The following is a 16,053-nucleotide window of genomic DNA, read 5'->3' as shown; positions in this document are numbered from 1 at the left end:
CCCATGCGAGGGTGGTTCAGCCGTTCGACGCCGGCCCCCGACTGCGGATGTACAGTACGACGAGGACGCAACGACAGCGGCGAGACGCTGCTGGTCGACGCCACGGACTGTCCAGACGACGGTCGACTGGCCGAGTCGGCAGCCTGTCGCCGGACGGTCGTCGAGACGCTCGCCGAACGCGACGCCGAGCGCGTGGTGGCGCGGTCGACCGGTCGCGAACGGGCCTATCTCGACGACCACGCGGCCCTGCTCTGTGCGGCCGGCCGGTTCGTCGAACGGACGCGGTTCCACGACGAGGCCCTCGCCGAACGGGCCCTGACCGATCCGATCGACGCCGCCCGAGAGGCCGTCGGTCGCGCGGGTCCAGTCGCGTCGATCGCGGCCGAGACCGGATTGGGGCTGTGCGCCCGGCGAGTCGGCGAGATCGCGTCGCTCTCCCCGTACGTCGGCCCGACGATCGCGCACACCCGTCTCGCCGCCGATCCGCCGGCCGACGGTCGGCTCCGCGACAGCCGGCGACTCTCGACGGGCGGACGCGTGCGACTCTACGAACGCGACGACGACCTCCCGGTGTACCACCTCGAACCGCTGGGGGCCACGCTGGACGACGCTGCGATGGCGACGCTCGAACGCGGCCGGGAACTCGTCGCCGACGGGACGGTGACCGGCGAGCGTGCCGCCTGGCGTGCGATCCGGACGGTCGCTTCCGACGACGATCCGGTCGAACGGCTCGGGCGCGTGCTCGACCGGCACACCGCCGGGTACGGCGTCCTCGCCGAGTGCTTCGACGACCCGCGCGTGACGGACGTGTTCGCGACCGCGCCGGTCGCGTCGAACCCGCTGCGGGTGCGCGTCGACGGGGAACTGGCGACGACGAACGTCCGGGTGAGCCGGCGCGGCGTCGAAGCGCTCGCCTCGCAGTTCCGCCGCGAGAGCGGACGGGCGTTCTCGCGGGCCAGCCCGACGCTTGACGCCACCACGACGGTCGGTGACCGGCGGGTCAGGATCGCCGGGACGACAGCGCCGGTCAGTGACGGCCCGGCCTTCGCGCTGCGAGCCCACGACCGGACGGTGTGGACGCTCCCACAGCTCGTCGACAACGACACCGTCCCGCCGGCAGCCGCCGCGCTGCTCTCGCTGGCGGTCGACCGTGCGGCTGCCACGCTGGTCGCCGGCCCCCGCGGAGCGGGCAAGACGACGCTGTTGGGCGCGTTGCTGTGGGAACTTGACCCCGGCGTGCGAACGCTGGTCATCGAGGACACCCCGGAGCTGCCGGTCGCACAGCTCCAGGCCGACGGACGGGAGGTCCAGTCGCTGGTGACGGCGCGGGGCGACGGTCCCGGACTGCCGGCCGACGAGACGCTGCGGACGGCGCTCAGACTCGGCGAGGGGGCGCTCGCGGTCGGCGAAGTCCGCGGCGAGGAGGCTCAGGTCCTCTACGAGGCGATGCGTGTCGGTGCCGGCGGCAGTGCCGTGCTGGGGACGATCCACGGCGACGGGGGCGAGGACGTGCGCGAACGCGTCGTCGCCGACCTCGACGTGCCCGCCTCGTCGTTCGCGACGACTGATCTGGTCGTCACGATGGGGCGCTTCGAGACCGACGACGGACCGGCGCGTCGCGTCGCGGCGATCGAGGAGGTCGTCACCGCCGGGGACGCGGTGGCGTTCGAGCCGCTGTATCGGCTCCGCGAGGGACGCTTGCAGTCGACCGATCGGCTCGAACGGGGCAACAGCGAACTCCTCGCTGCGCTCGCCGACAGCGACGAATCCTACGCTGACGTGCGTGCGGGACTGACCGAGCGCACGGACGAGATCAGACGCCGGGAACGCCGAACTGGCCGGCCGGTCGGGGCATGAAACGGGCGCTGCTCCGGGCGGTCGCGCGGTGCTGGCCCCTCTCGGTGTCGCCCGATTCAGACCTCCGGCGTGCGGTCGCCTTCCTCGGCTGGGGCGTCGACGCCGAGACGGTCGTGGGGGCGAGCTACGTGGCAGCCGTCGCGCTGGCTCTGGTTGGCCTCCTCGGTCAGACCGTCCTGGGCGACAGTGTCGGACTGGCCGTCGCCGGGTGCTGTCTCGTCTGTGCCGCGGTCGTGCTCGCCACGACGAAGCTCGTCGTCGCGTTCGCAAGCGTCCGGCGAGCGGAGGCGCTGGGCGACGCACCGGCGCTCGTGACTCGGCTCACGATGCGGCTGTCCCTGACGCCGGCACCGGGGGCCGCCGCGGCGTTCGGTGCCCGGTCCGTTCCGGGCGCGCTGGCCGACAGTCTGGCGAGTCACGTCCGCCGGACGGCGAACGGGCCCAACACCGGTCTCCAGTCGTTCGGGCGCGAGTGGAAACCGTGGCTGCCGGAACTGGAACGCGCGTGTTCGCTCGTCGAGAGCGCCGGGCGGGAACCGGCCCACCAGCGCGGGGCGACGCTCGAACGCGCTCGGACGACGGTCCTCGACGGCATCCACGACCGGACGGCCGCGTTCGCGGCCTCGATCAGCGGGCCGGCGACCGCGCTGTACGCCTTCGGCGTCCTGTTGCCCCTCGCACTCGTGGCGCTCTTGCCCGCGCTGGACGCGGCCGGCGTGCCGGCACCGCTGTCGTTGCTCGTGGTCGTCTACGACGTGCTCTTGCCCCTCGCCGTCACCCTCGCCAGCGCCTGGCTGCTGACGAAGCGGCCGGTCGCGTTCCGGCCGACGCCGATACGTCGATCTCATCCGGACGTGTGGTCTCGTCCGACACACGCCGTCGTGGCCGGCATCGCGGCCGCTCTCCTCGGCGGCTGGTCGGTCCGCCTCGTCCTCTCTGACTGGATGGGGTTCGTCGCCGCGGCCGGGGCGGGTCTGGGGACCGCGCTGGTGGTCGCCTTCCAGCCGATGCAGTCGGTCCGGTCGACCGTCGAGGCGGTCGAAGCGGGGCTCCCCGACGCGTTGTCGCTGATCGGCCGGCGCGTCACACGGGGGACCGCGACCGAGCGCGCCGTCGAAGACGTCGCCACGGCGGTTCCGGGAGCGACCGGGACGGTGCTGGCCGAAGTGGCCGGTCGCCAGCGTCGCCTCGGGGTCGACCTCCGGACGGCGTTCGTCGGTGAACGCGGCGCGCTGGCGACGGTGCCGAGCGAACGGGCCGAGAGCGCGGCCTCGCTACTGGCTCTCTCGGCTCGGGAGGGACGGCCCGCCGGGGACGCCCTGTTGGCGATGGCCGATCACCTCCAGACGATCGACGAGGCCGAGCAGGCGAACCGCCGCGCGGTCGCACAGGTGACGAACACGCTCTCGAACACGGCGGCCGTGTTCGCGCCGCTGGTCGGCGGTGCGACGGTCGCGCTGTCGGCGGCGATGGGATCGGCCGGTCCCCTCGGCGGGAGTGTCGCGACCGCCGATCTCGGCCTCGCAGTCGGGTGGTACGTCCTCGTGCTCGCGATCGTCCTGACGACGCTGGCGACCGGGCTGACCGACGGGCTCGATCGTTCGCTGGTCGGCTATCGCGTCGGGCTGGCGCTGCTGGCCGCGACGGCGACGTACCTCACCGCGTTCGTCGGCGCGACCTCGCTCGTGTGAGGGTTTAAGTCCGAAGGCGCGGCGAGGGCGTGCCATGTTCGAGGTCCCGGTCGACGCACTGTACGCGTGGCTCGGCGTCGCGGCCGTCAGCGTCGCGGTGCTCGGCGTCGTCGTCGCGCTCCCCACGACCGCACCGCCCGACGCGACCACAGCAGCCGACGCCGTCGATCGCGTCGCCGTCGGACCGCCAGACGCAAGAGCGACGGTTCCGATCGACGCGACGGCGATCCGGCTCGGTCCTCGCCAGCTCTCGCTGCGCAACGACGGCGGGACCGCGAGTGCGACCTTTGCGTACGGCCCCGTGACGCCCACACTGACGGATGATCGGCTCGCGCTCGTCCTCTACGGGCAGCCGCCAGCGAGCGTCTTCGAGACGAGCACAGCCTTCGAGCAGGCGGTCGCGGACGCTCAGTCCCGAGGAGAGTGGCGACAGGCACCGACGGAGATCGACGTGCGACGCGTCCAGTGGGGTGAGACCAGTGTCACGCTCGTGGGATAGGGGACAGGTCGAGCCCATCGTTGCCCTCGTCGCGGTCGCCGCGGTCTCGCTCGCCCTGTCGCTCTACGCTGGCGTCCTCGACGACGCACTGCCGGGCGAACGCGAGCGAGAACTGCCCGAGACGACACTTTCGGCGGTCGACGATCACCTCGTGCCCGCTGGCGTCGCCGAGCCCGCACGACTCTCTGACGCCGTCGACGCGGGTCCGTCGGGCTATCACACGAACGTGAGCGTGACCGCCGACGGCCGGCAGTGGCAGGCGGGGCCGGTCGCACCAGACGACGCCGGGACCGCGAGCGAGCAGGTGAGCGTCCGGACGAAGCCGGCCCACGTCGACGCGGGCCGCCTCCGGGTGGCGGTGTGGCGATGAGAGCGATCAGCACCGTCGTCGACACGACGCTGTTCCTCCTCCTGCTCGGGGGTGCTGTCGGGACGCTCGTCGCTGGAACGGGTGGTCTCGACACGCCGCCGTCGGGGGACGACCACGCCGACGAGACGGCGACCGCGCTGGCGACTACCACCGTCGGCGTCGACTACGAACTGACGCCGCGGAACAACCACAGCGACGGGGTCAGCTACGGCCACAGCGCCGACTTCGACCGGACGGCACACGGGACGGTCGCCGGGCTCCTCGCGGCAGCCACGCGGACCGCAGCGACGCTCGACGGCGAGCGAATCGCCCCTGCCGGCGGCGGGTTCGAGCGAGCGGTTCGCAACGAGACTCACGCCGCCGTCGAGCGCCGCGCGACCGCCGTCGGCGTCACGGCCGTCTGGGAACCCTACGACGGTGCGCCCCTGAGCGGTCGCGTCCACGCCGGACCGACACCGCCCGCGAGGGCCGACGTACGTGCGGCTCGGCTCACCGTCGACAGCGGCGTCGCGCCAGTGGACGAGCGCGCACGCGAGGCCGCCCGGACCGACGGCACGGACGGCGTCGCGCACGTGGTCGCGGCGGCGGTCGTCGAGGGGTTCTTCTCGTCTGCCGAGAGCCGCGTCGCGCTCCGGGGGGACGCGCCGGCCGACACGCTGGCGGCCCACCGCTACCGCCGCGTCGCCAGACTCACCGACGCGCCGGCTCTGGACCTGGAGAACGGCTCCGTCGCGGCGACGAACGACCGGCTCACGGCTGCGCTGGCCGACCGGTTCGCGGCCGATATGCGCGACCGATTCGAGACACCGGCGGCCACGGCCCGCGCCGTCTCGACGGACGAGGTGCGAATCGTCGTCAGGACGTGGTCGCCGTGATGGACGATCGCGGCCGCGTGCCGTTCGCACTGATCGGCGTCCTCCTGCTCGTCAGCAGCGCGACGCTTGCGACGACGATCGATCCGGGGCGTCCACCCGCCGACAGCGAGACCGAAGTGGTCACCGAACGGACGACCGCGACCGCACAGACGGAACTGCGCGAGGCCGTGACGACCGCCAGCCGGGCGGCCGCAGCGGACCCCGTCGTCGATCCGGCCGACACCGCCGCCGGTCGCCTTCTCGGCGAAGAGACGGCGTTTCGCGACGCGCTCCGGCTCCGGATCTACCTGCAGGCCCGCGATCGCCTCTCTCGGGTCGCGGTCCGTCGTGGCGAGGTCACCGGCTCGGTCTCGCTGCCTTCGACGGAGACGCGAGCCGAGCGCCGCGCCGCCATCGACCGCGTGACGATCGAACGGGCAGACGACGACGGGACCGCGATCCGGGTGACCGTCGAGAACGTGACGGTTCGGACCCACCGCGGCGGGCAGGTGCGCTCCCGAACGACGATCGCTCCGACCGTCACCGTCGTGACGCCGGTGCTCGCGGCCCACGATCGAGTCAGTACCTACCAGCGGCGACTCGACGCCGGGGTGACGGAGCGAGGACTGAGCCAGCGGTTGACGACCCAGCTGTACGCCCTGGCGTGGTCGCGGGGCTACCTCCAGTACGGCGAGGTGCCGATCAGCAACGTCGTCTCGAACCAGCACGTGGGCGTCGTCACCAACGAGGCACTGCTGGACCTCCAGCGCGAGACGATCGGACACGCCGATCCACGGGGCCGTCGCACGCTCGCGGTCGCGGCGGCACGGACGACGGCACGCGATCTCACCGTCGCCACGGGGACCGACTCGCGCGTGACCGACGCCGTTCTGAGCGGGCCGACGAAGCCAGCGGCGAGCGACATCGAGGGACTGGAGCCACCGCGCCGGTCGAGCCCCGACGAGCGGCGCGAGGTCGCGGTCAACGAGACGGCAGACAGAGCGTTCGTCGACGTGCTCGACGACGGTGCCATCGACAGCACGATACGGGACGCCTACAGCGTCGAGGTCCGGACGGTCGGCCGCGTCGAGGGCGACCGCCACGTCGGCGTGTCGGCACCACGCCCTGCCGGCTCGAACTGGACGTGCGTCGACAAGCGCCGTGAGCGATCGCTCCGCCACCGGAACGTCTCCGTCGCGTCGCCACCGATCCCCGACGGCTGGCACGAGTTCGAGACCTACGGGCGAGAGACGGTCGTTACGGAGCGAGCGGTGGCGGTCTGGCAGCGTCGAGTCGAGGGGCCAAACGGGAGCGTCGAGCTCGAGCGGACGACCACCGACAGGACGGGCACGAGCCGACAGACCGTCACCCTCGCGGTCGTCGGCCGTCACGACCGCACCTCGCAGGCACCCGTTCGACCGATCCGGCGAGCCCACCAGCGCGGTGCCGGCCCGCTGGACGGACCGAACCTCGCCGACGCCCGCGGACGCGCGATCGGGCGACTGATCGACAGCCAGGGCGGCCGATCTGCGGCCCTCGAATACGCGGTCCACAGCGGGCCGGACTCCGACGTTCACACGATCGCGCTGGACGTGCCCGCGAACGCCTCCGAGTGGGCGTATCGGGATCTGATGGGACTCCGAGAACGGGTCCGGTCCGTCGCCGTCGAAGTGCGGCAGGGGCGAGTCGGGTCGTACGAATCGAACCCGCCGGCAGCGCTGGCACGGGCCGTCGAGCGAGAGCGGACGCGGCTGATCGACGCACCGTCCAGCTACGACAGCGCGGCGACGAAGGCGCGGATCGCCGTCCGGGTCGCGTACCTCGACCGCGTGCAGGCCCGCCTCCGGGCGCGGGCGGACGACCGGCGTGGCAGGGCCGACGCGTTCGGCGATCGGCTCGACGAGGCCGGTACGTCGATCGAGACGCTGCGCGAGGGACTCGACGCTCGCGGACGGCCGCCGTCAGATCGTCAGCCGCGACTGGACGGTGTCGGAGGTCCGGTCGCGCTAACGGCCGACGGCGCACCGGCCTATCTCACGCAGGCCTCGCTCAGCCACGACGACGACCCGGCGATCGAGAACGAGTCTCACCCGCTGGTCGCGCGCAACGTCAACGTCTTCACCGTGCCCCACCAGACCGTCTCGGACTCGCTGGTCGACGGTCTGTTCGGCGATCGATCGGGAGTCAGACTCGACACGGCGGCCCGGACGCTGAACGCGACCAACGCGACGCTCGCCGAGGCGAACGCCGCCGCTGTGGAGGGCGAGGAAGTTCGACGAACTGACGCGAGCCAGCGTGAACGCCACGCCGAGAACGTTTCGGCGCTGACCCGCGAACGCGACACCCTCCGACGGGAAGTCGCGTCGGCGAACGAACACGTGCTCGACGGCCAGCGGTCGGTGCTGTCCCGACGGGGCGTCGCTGGCAGTGCCAGCGAGCGCGAGGCGATGCTTCGAGACGCGCTCGCGCCGTGGCAGACGACCCACGCTCGGGCGCTGGCGCTGGCGAACGGCTCCGTCAGCCACCGACTCGTCACTCTCGCCGGCGAGCGGGCCGACCTCTCGGTGGCTGCACGCGACCGGCTCGCCATCCGACTGAACGCCACGCGCCGCGCGACGTTACAGGAGCAGGGCGGACGACCGGACACCGACGCCGTCGACGCGAGCCGATCGCGCACGCAGACGGTCGCGCGGGAGCTGGCCCGCGAGGTCGCTGCCGCCGGTGCGGAACGGGCCACGAAGCGCGCCTACGGTGCGGTGGTGAACGACACGTTCGAGGCGATGCCGGCCGGACTCCCGCTGGCACCCGTACCGGGCTCGTGGTACGCCACGACGAACGTCTGGCACGTCACGGTCCGTGGCGAGTACGCCCGCTTCGGCGTGCGCGTCTCTCAGGGGCGGCCGACGACGCCCGGCGGCGAGTTCGTCTACGCCAGAGACGGCGAGAACGTCTCTTTCGACGTCGACGACGACGGATCACCCGAGCGGCTCGGCCGGTCCACCCGCGTCGACTTCGAGGCCACGGCGACGGTCCTCGTCGTCGTGCCGCCGGGCAAGACCGGCGTCGGCGACACCAACGGCGTCGCGATCGAGGAGTCCGAGGGGTGGCCCGATCCGGGACCGGAGTGACACTGACTTGTAGACCCGTCCTGTAGGGTGAGTATGCTCAGAGGCGAATTCGAGGACGCGGGCGAGCAGTCACCAGAGACCCTCCGGCGGGCCTACGAGACGCGGCTGGCCGAGACCGTCGAATCGGTCGGCGTCGACCGGGCTGTCGACGAGACGCCGCTGGACCGAGACCGGATCACGGCACTCCTCGACGGTGCCTCCCCGGAGATCGAACTCACCGAAGCCGCGGCGATCCTGGCGCTCGACGAGGACCGTCCCCACGCCGACACGATCGCGGCGGACGCGCGAGACATCCTCCTGATGGGGATGACGACGGCGGTCCTGGACGTGGAAACGCTCGCGTCGGGTGTCGACGGCCAGCTCGAACCGAAGGAGATCCAGCAGAAGGTCGAGGGCCGGTTTCCGATGACTGTCGCGGAGTACGCCCTGCTCCACCAGTTCATCGCCCAGCGCGAGGGGTAACCGATGCGGGTCGCCATCCTCGGCTGTGGGTACGTCGGGCTGGCGCTCTGTCGCCAGCTGACCGACGCGGGCCACGACGTGATCGGTGTACGCCGCTCTCCAGACGCCACGGCGGCGATCGAGGACGCCGGTGGCACGGCGGTCCGGGCCGACGTGACCGAGGCCGACGCGCTCGCGGCCGTCCCCGACGTAGACGCGATCGTCTTCGCTGCCAGTTCCGGCGGGCGAGGAGCCGACGCGGCGCGCCGGGTGTACGTCGAGGGCCTCCAGACGGTGATCGACCACTTCGGGGCGCGCGACGAGCCGCCAGCGCGGCTCGTGTACACGTCGAGTACGGGCGTGTACGGCGACCACGACGGCGACTGGGTCGACGAGACGACGCCGCTCGACCCCCAGACCGACAAGACGCGGGTCCTCGCCGAGGCCGAGCGCATCGCCAGGGAGCGGGCGCTGGACCGCGGCATCGACGGGACCGTCGCCCGCTTTGCCGGACTGTACGGTCCCGACCGGTACCGGCTGGAGCGGTACCTCGACGGTCCCGTCACCGAGGGGTACCTGAACATGGTTCACCGCGCAGACGCGGCGGGCGCGGTCGCTTTCTTCCTCCGCGAGGGAGTGGCGCGCGACGAGACTGTGCTGGTCGTCGACGACGAACCGGTCTCGAAGTGGGCCTTCGCCGACTGGCTGGCCGACGAGTGTGGCGTCGCAGAGCCACCCAAACAGACCACGGGCGAGCGTCTCGCGGACGACAATCTCTCGGAGACCGCGCGTCGTCGGATCCAGACGAGCAAGCGCTGCTCGAACGATCGACTGCACTCGCTGGGCTACGAGTTCGCCCATCCGACCTTCCGGTCGGGGTACCGCGACGCGATCGAGCGCTACCGGGCCGGGAACTGACGGCCACACGTATCAGACCAGGGGAACCTTCTTATCCGGTGACGCTGAAAACTGCGTCCGTATGCCGATCTGGCAAGTAGGTGGCCTCCAGCGAGTCGTCGATAGCGTCACCGTGTTCGCGCGTGAATCGCCGCTGGTGGCCGCGCTCGTGGTAGTCGGACTCCTCGTCTTTCTCGTCGGGGTCCGGCTCGCGATCGACAGACTCCGCCGATCGCCGGCCGAACGCCTCCAGCGACTGCTGGCCTCGACCGACGAGGTCGCCGTGTTGATGCATCCGAACCCCGATCCGGACGCGATGTCGAGTGCGCTGGCCGTCAGCAGGCTGGCGACGCAGGCAGGTTCGTCGCCGACGCTGTACTACCCCGGACAGATTCGCCATCAGGAAAACCGCGCGTTTCAGACCGTTCTCGACCTGGACTTCGATCGCATCGAGAAGGCCGGCCAGCTACAGGAGAGCGAGGTCGTCCTGGTCGACCACAACGAGGCGCGCGGCTTTCCCGGCGCGGAGACCATCGATCCGATCGCCGTCATCGACCACCACCCCGGCGGCGGCGAGGGGTCGGAGTTTTCCGACGTGCGCACCGGATACGGTGCCTGTGCGACGATCTTCGCGGAGTACTTCGAGGAACTCGACTGGGAACTGGCCGACGACGACGCGGCAGCCGACGACGACGAGCAGATCGACCAACAGGTCGCGACGGGGCTGCTCTACGGCATCCAGTCGGACACCAAACAGCTCACGAAGGGGTGTTCGTCCGCGGAGTTCTCGGCGGCCGAATACCTCTACGACGGAATCGACGAAGACCTGCTCGACAGAATCGCGAACCCACAGGTCGACGCCGAGGTGTTAGACGTGAAAGCCCGTGCGATCACCGACCGCCAGATCGAGAACGCCTTCGCGATCAGCGACGTGGGCGCGATCTCGAACGTGGACGCGATTCCACAGGCCGCCGACGAACTGCTCCGACTGGAGGGCGTGACGGCGGTCGTCGTGATGGGGCGGAAAGAGGACACACTGCACCTCTCCGGGCGCTCGCGCGACGATCGTGTCCACATGGGCAACGTCCTCCAGGCGGTCGTCGACGACATTCCGATGGGGTCGGCGGGCGGCCACGCCCGGATGGGCGGGGGCCAGCTCTCGATCGATCACATGAACGGGATCGGACCGGGCAGCGGCGTCGCGATGGCCGACTTCAAGGGGCACCTGTTCGACGCGATGGCCGGCGACATCTGACTGCTTTTGGCGGTCGAGAGCCAACGACGACTATGGCAACTCAGTCGGCGACCTGGGCCTACCGTGACGACCACGACGACTTCGCCCGCACCTACTTCAGGCGGTTCGGCGACTGTGTCGTTTCCAGTATCGGCGTCGGCACCTACCTGGGGGACCCGACCGACGAGCAAGACGAACGCTACCGGGAAGCGATCGCCGACGCGCTCCGCTCGGGGATCAACGTCGTCGACACGGCGATCAACTACCGACACCAGCGCTCAGAGCGCGTCGTCGGCGACGTGATCCGGACGGGGCCGGTCGACAGAGAGGCGGTCCTCGTGGCGACGAAAGGCGGGTTCGTCCCCTTCGACGGGGAACGGCCGGCCGATCCCGGCGCGTACGTCAGGTCGGAGTATCTCGACACCGGCATCGTCGACAGCGACGACCTCGTCCGCGGGCACCACTGCATCGCACCGGCGTTCATCGAGGACCAGCTCGACCGCTCGCTAGAGAACCTCGGGGTGGACACGATCGACCTCTACTACGTCCACAACCCGGAGACACAGCTCGAAGCGAACTCGCGAGCGGCGGTGTACGACCAGCTCGAAGCGACCTTCGAGCGCCTGGAGCGACGCCGCGCGGCGGGGGACATCAGACACTACGGCGTGGCGACGTGGGACGCGTTCCGGGTGCCCGCGGACCACGACAGCTACCTCTCGCTGCCCGAGATCGTGCGTCGTGCACAGTCGGCGGCCGACACGGTCGACAACGAGACGACGGGCTTTCGCGGGGTCCAGCTTCCCTTCAACGTGCAGATGGCCGACGCCTTCACCGTCGAGGCCCACGAGGGAGCAGAGGACACCCAGTCGGCGCTGTGGTTCGCTCACGAGGCCGAGCTGTCGGTGTTTACCAGCGCGTCGATCATGCAGGGGGAGCTGTCGACGGGGCTGCCCGACGATATCGCGGCCAGACTCGACGGCGACACCAGCGTCCAGCGCTCGATCAACTTCGCCCGGTCGCCGCCGGGCGTCACGTCCGCGCTGGTGGGGATGGGATCGCCCGAGCACGTCGTCGAGAACGTCGCCGCTGGTCGGTACGAACCACTCGGTGCGAGCGCGTTCGACGCCGTCTTCGAGTAGCTACATCTCCTGCCACTTGCTCTCACAGTTCGGACAGACGCGGATCTTTCCGATCTCGTCGGGATCGTTCTCCGTTCCCAGCTCCTGCTCACAGCTGGTACAGGAGAGCCGCCCGTAGTTGTCCTTCTCCAGATCCCCCGCCCGCAGTCCGGACCGTACTGAGTCCATGGCTGGTGGTGGAACGGCCGAGGGTAAAAAGGCTCGCGACGGACCGGAAGGTTTGTGCCGTTGACTGACCGACCAGTTAGCGTGTCTCGCCGAACGGTCTTCGGGTCGTTGCTGGGGCTGGTCTTCCTGGTCAACCTCGCTCGGGTCGTGTTCGCGCCCCTGCTGGAGCCACTCGGTGGCGCACTCGACGCCAACGACGCCGCGCTGGGGACCATCGCGACGCTCGCGTGGCTCGGGAGCGCGCTGCCCCGCATCCCGACCGGCTACCTGCTGACGCGAATCTCTCGCAGCGCCGTCATCCTCGCGTCCTCGGGGGTTCTGGCGGTCGCGGCCGTCGCCACGTCGCTCGCCAACAGCGTCCCGGCCGTGATGGTGGGGGCCTTCCTGATGGGACTCGCCAGCGGCTCGTACTTCATCGCGGGCAATCCCCTGGCGAGCGAACTGTTTCCCGACCGGGTCGGCTCCACCCTGGGTATCCACGGCACCGCCAGTCAGTTCGCAGCCGTCAGTGCGCCGGCGATCGTCGGTGTCGCCATCCGGTTCGGCGACTGGCGTACCGTCTTTCGCGCGATCGCGGTCGCCGCGGTCGTCTCCGGGATCGCCTTCGCGCTCACTGCTCGTCGGACGGAGATGCCCGACGCCGGCGACGAGGACACCGCCTTCCTCGGGGCCGCACGGCACCAGTGGCGGATCATCCTCGCCGGTGTCGCCGTCATCGGCGTCACCGGGCTGGTCTGGAACGGCCTGTTCAACTTCTACGTGAAGTACTTCCTCGCGAAGGGGCTGACCGGTTCCCAGGCGAATCAGCTGCTGACGATCGCGTTCGGCGCTGGCGTGCCGGCCTTCTTCGTCTCCGGGCGGCTGGCCGACCGACTGCCGGTGTTGCCCTACATCCTCTCGATCATCGGCGGGTTCCTGCTCTCGGTCTACGCGACGACGCTGTTGTCCAGCTACCTCGGGCTGGCCGTCCTCAGCGCCGTTCTCGGCTACGTGATCCACAGCCTCTTTCCCGCGGTCGACACGTACCTGCTGGGCTCGCTCCCCGACCACCACCGCGGGAGCGCCTACGCCGTCTACAGCGGGACGATGATGATTATCCAGGCCTCGGGGAGTTCCCTCGTCGGGACGCTCTCGTCGGCCGGCTACGGTTTCGAGACGATCTTCACCTGGCTCGCGACGGTCCTGGCCGTCGTCCTGGTCGCGCTGACGGGACTGTACGTCGACGGACAGTTGCCGACGGGGGCGCGGGCGTAGGCACGCCGCTTTTGCCCACGGAGTCGAAGTGGAGAGTGATGGAGTACGTCCAGGAACGGATCGCTACGCTACACGATTACGACGGCACGAACCCCGACGCGCCGACCGATCGGGCCGCGGTCGTCGTCCCCATGACCGAGCGCGAGCACGCCAGCCTCGCGGCCGAGCACGTCTTCTCGACGCTGGCGTCGGTCGACCCCGAGCGGGTGTACGTCCCGTTGCGGGCCAGTCCGGGCGAGGTGGTCGCGGTGACCGAGTGGATCGACGGCTTCGACTTCGACGCCGAGGTGCTGTGGTGCAACGCGCCCCGCGTCGAGGAGCACCTGCGCGAGCGTGACCTCGTCGCCGAGGCCGGCAAAGGCCGAGACGTGTGGCTCGCGCTGGGCGTTGCCGCGCGCCACGACTACGTGGTGGTCCACGACGCCGACGCCACGAGCTACGGGGCCGAGCACGTCCCGAAGCTGCTCGCACCGCTGGCCGGCGGCCACAGCTTCGCCAAGGGCTACTACGCCCGCGTCGAGGACGGACGGCTCTACGGGCGGCTGTTTCGCCTGTTCGTCCGCCCGCTCTTGCGCGCCCTCGACGAGACGGTCGATCATCCGGTGATCGACTACCTCCTGTCGTTCCGCTACGCGCTGGCCGGCGAGTTCGCCGCGACGAGCACGGTCGCCAGATCGCTCCGCGCCCAGCCCGGCTGGGGACTGGAGATCGGCACGCTCGGGGACGCCTACGACGCGGCGGGCTTTTCCGGCAGCGCACAGGTCGACCTGGGGACCCACGAGCACGACCACCGCTCGGTCGGCGGTCCGTCGGGACTGGGCGACATGTGCGAGGCGGTCGGGAATGCGCTCTTCCGGGTGCTCGACGACCAGGGCGTCGCCGTCGAGTACGACCGCCTCCGGGACGCGTACACGACTGCTGCCGACGCGCTCGTCGACCAGTACGCCGCCGACGCGCGGTTCAACGGGCTGACCTACGACGCCGCCAGCGAGCGCGAGCAGGTCCGGGAGTACGTCCGTGGCGTGGCCGACCCCGGTGAGGACCGTCGACTGCCGGCCTGGAATCGCTGTGACGTGGCTCCCGAGACGATCCGCGGGCTGTCACGGGACGCAATCGACGAGAGAGAATAAACGGAGTTTAAGTCCCGCCCGTCAAACGAACGCCCATGGACGATCGAACGTACACGGCAGACGCCGAGCCCGGTGACACGGTCACCGTCGCCGGCTGGGTCCACGAGGTGCGCGACCTCGGTGGCATCGCATTCCTCATCCTCCGAGACACGACCGGAAAGATTCAGGTCAAGTTCGAGAAAGACGAGATGGACGACGATCTCGTGGAGACGGGTCTGAACGTCCACCGCGAGTCCGTCATCTCCGTGACGGGCGACGTGGAAGAAGAGCCCCGCGCCCCGACCGGCGTCGAGGTCACGCCCGCGTCGGTCGACGTGATCAGCGAGGCCGACCCCGAACTGCCCCTCGACCCCTCCGGCAAGGTCGACGCCGAGCTGTCGACCCGACTGGACAACCGCACGCTGGACCTCCGCAAGGACGAGGTCAAGGCGATCTTCGAGATCCGCGCGGAAGTGCTGCGCGCGGTGCGCGAACAGTTCCGCGAACTCGGCTGCACGGAGATCAACACGCCCAAGATCGTCGCCACCGGTACCGAGGGCGGCACCGAGCTGTTCCCGATCACCTACTTCGGCCAGGAAGCGTTCATGAACCAGAGCCCCCAGCTGTTCAAGCAGCTGATGGTCGGCTCCGGGCTGGAGCAGGTCTTCGAGATCGGACCGATCTTCCGCGCCGAGGAACACAACACGCCGCGCCACCTCAACGAGGCGACCTCGATCGACTTCGAGTCGGCGTTCTCCGATCACACCGAAGCGATGGACGCCTGTGAGGCCGTCGTCAAGGCCGCTTACGAGGCCGTCGAGGCGAACTGTCAGGACGCGCTCGAAGCGCTGGACCTGGCCGACGAGTTCGAGGCACCCGAGGGCGAGTTCCCGCGCCTGACCTACGAGGAGGCCATCGAGCGCATCAACGCCACGGGCGAGCTCGACGAGCCGCTCGTCTGGGGCGACGACCTGCCGACCGAGGGCGAACACGCGCTCGGCCAGGACGTGGGCGAGCACTACTTCATCACCGACTGGCCAAGCGAGATCAAGCCGTTCTACATCATGGACAAGGACGACGAGGTCTCGACCGGCTTCGACATGATGCACCCGTCGATGGAACTGGTCTCGGGCGGCCAGCGTGAGCACCGCTACGACCACCTCGTCGAAGGGTTCGAACAGCAGGGCCTCGACCCTGAAGCCTTCGACTACTACACGAAGATGTTCAAGTACGGCATGCCCCCACACGCCGGCTGGGGACTGGGCGGCGAACGCCTCATCATGACGATGCTCGGACTCGGCAACATCCGCGAAGCCGTTCTCTTCCCGCGAGATCGCCAACGTCTGAGCCCGTAGGGCGAAGACGTTGGGAACCAACGAGGCGAGCAAGGCGAGTCTCGTCAGATCGGCAGC

14 protein-coding genes are annotated in these 16,053 nt (G+C 70.3%); 13 read left to right on the top strand and 1 reads right to left on the bottom strand.

Going from position 1 to position 16,053, the window contains the following annotated elements; all coding sequences use genetic code 11:
- Positions 1 to 3: 3 nt before the first annotated feature.
- The 10 genes from IL252_RS03365 (at position 4) to IL252_RS03320 (ending at position 12,110) form a co-directional block, all read left to right on the top strand.
- Positions 4 to 1,857 (top strand): ATPase, T2SS/T4P/T4SS family, encoded by a 1,854-nt coding sequence (locus tag IL252_RS03365; protein ID WP_208626679.1) that lies wholly within the window; start codon positions 4 to 6, stop codon positions 1,855 to 1,857.
- A complete protein-coding gene (locus IL252_RS03360; RefSeq protein WP_208626678.1) occupies positions 1,854 to 3,548 on the top strand; it encodes a hypothetical protein in 1,695 nt (564 codons plus the stop codon). Before IL252_RS03365 ends, IL252_RS03360 begins: the two co-directional genes overlap by 4 nt.
- A gap of 34 nt (positions 3,549 to 3,582) precedes the next feature.
- The gene (locus tag IL252_RS03355) at positions 3,583 to 4,047 is read left to right on the top strand and encodes a hypothetical protein (protein WP_208626676.1); all 465 of its coding nucleotides are present in this window, start codon (positions 3,583 to 3,585) and stop codon (positions 4,045 to 4,047) included.
- Positions 4,028 to 4,417 carry a hypothetical protein gene (locus IL252_RS03350; RefSeq protein WP_244256741.1) on the top strand — a complete coding sequence of 130 codons (390 nt, stop codon included), beginning with the start codon at positions 4,028 to 4,030 and terminating at the stop codon, positions 4,415 to 4,417. The genes IL252_RS03355 and IL252_RS03350 overlap by 20 nt, the downstream gene beginning before the upstream one ends.
- On the top strand, positions 4,414 to 5,292 hold the full coding sequence (locus tag IL252_RS03345) for a hypothetical protein (RefSeq protein ID WP_208626674.1): 879 nt from the start codon (positions 4,414 to 4,416) through the stop codon (positions 5,290 to 5,292). The genes IL252_RS03350 and IL252_RS03345 overlap by 4 nt, the downstream gene beginning before the upstream one ends.
- Positions 5,292 to 8,399, top strand: a complete 3,108-nt coding sequence (locus IL252_RS03340) for a hypothetical protein (protein WP_208626672.1) — start codon at positions 5,292 to 5,294, stop codon at positions 8,397 to 8,399. Before IL252_RS03345 ends, IL252_RS03340 begins: the two co-directional genes overlap by 1 nt.
- A 33-nt stretch (positions 8,400 to 8,432) precedes the next feature.
- Entirely contained in the window at positions 8,433 to 8,861 is a 429-nt protein-coding gene (locus IL252_RS03335; protein ID WP_170095046.1) for a DUF5791 family protein, read from the top strand.
- Positions 8,862 to 8,864: 3 nt separating this feature from the next.
- On the top strand, positions 8,865 to 9,758 hold the full coding sequence (locus IL252_RS03330; protein WP_208626671.1) for an SDR family oxidoreductase: 894 nt from the start codon (positions 8,865 to 8,867) through the stop codon (positions 9,756 to 9,758).
- 61 nt (positions 9,759 to 9,819) lie between these two features.
- Positions 9,820 to 10,992 carry a bifunctional oligoribonuclease/PAP phosphatase NrnA gene (locus IL252_RS03325; protein ID WP_208626669.1) on the top strand — a complete coding sequence of 391 codons (1,173 nt, stop codon included), beginning with the start codon at positions 9,820 to 9,822 and terminating at the stop codon, positions 10,990 to 10,992.
- Positions 10,993 to 11,024: 32 nt separating this feature from the next.
- A complete protein-coding gene (locus IL252_RS03320; protein WP_208626667.1) occupies positions 11,025 to 12,110 on the top strand; it encodes an aldo/keto reductase in 1,086 nt (361 codons plus the stop codon).
- On the opposite strand, the gene IL252_RS03315 is transcribed toward IL252_RS03320, so the two are convergent.
- Positions 12,111 to 12,278, bottom strand: coding sequence for an HVO_0758 family zinc finger protein (locus tag IL252_RS03315; RefSeq protein WP_208626666.1), 168 nt, complete (start codon positions 12,276 to 12,278; stop codon positions 12,111 to 12,113). It abuts the gene before it with no gap.
- Positions 12,279 to 12,395: 117 nt separating this feature from the next.
- Here IL252_RS03315 and IL252_RS03310 point away from each other — a divergent pair, with 117 nt between their 5' ends.
- Genes IL252_RS03310 through aspS form a run of 3 tightly spaced genes read left to right on the top strand, consistent with a single transcriptional unit; the run spans position 12,396 to position 15,996 of the window.
- The gene (locus IL252_RS03310; RefSeq protein ID WP_369334722.1) at positions 12,396 to 13,532 is read left to right on the top strand and encodes an MFS transporter; all 1,137 of its coding nucleotides are present in this window, start codon (positions 12,396 to 12,398) and stop codon (positions 13,530 to 13,532) included.
- A 38-nt stretch (positions 13,533 to 13,570) separates the two neighbouring features.
- Entirely contained in the window at positions 13,571 to 14,662 is a 1,092-nt protein-coding gene (locus tag IL252_RS03305) for a glycosyl transferase family 2 (RefSeq protein ID WP_208626662.1), read from the top strand.
- A 35-nt stretch (positions 14,663 to 14,697) separates the two neighbouring features.
- Positions 14,698 to 15,996 (top strand): aspartate--tRNA(Asn) ligase, encoded by a 1,299-nt coding sequence (gene aspS, locus IL252_RS03300; protein WP_208626661.1) that lies wholly within the window; start codon positions 14,698 to 14,700, stop codon positions 15,994 to 15,996.
- Positions 15,997 to 16,053 lie beyond the last annotated feature (57 nt).

The sequence above is a fragment of the Halomicrobium sp. IBSBa genome, assembly GCF_017612575.1.
Taxonomy (GTDB): Archaea; Halobacteriota; Halobacteria; order Halobacteriales; family Haloarculaceae; genus Halomicrobium.
The sequence above is the reverse complement of the archived record's forward strand: the minus strand, read 5'-3'. Positions and strand labels throughout refer to the sequence as shown.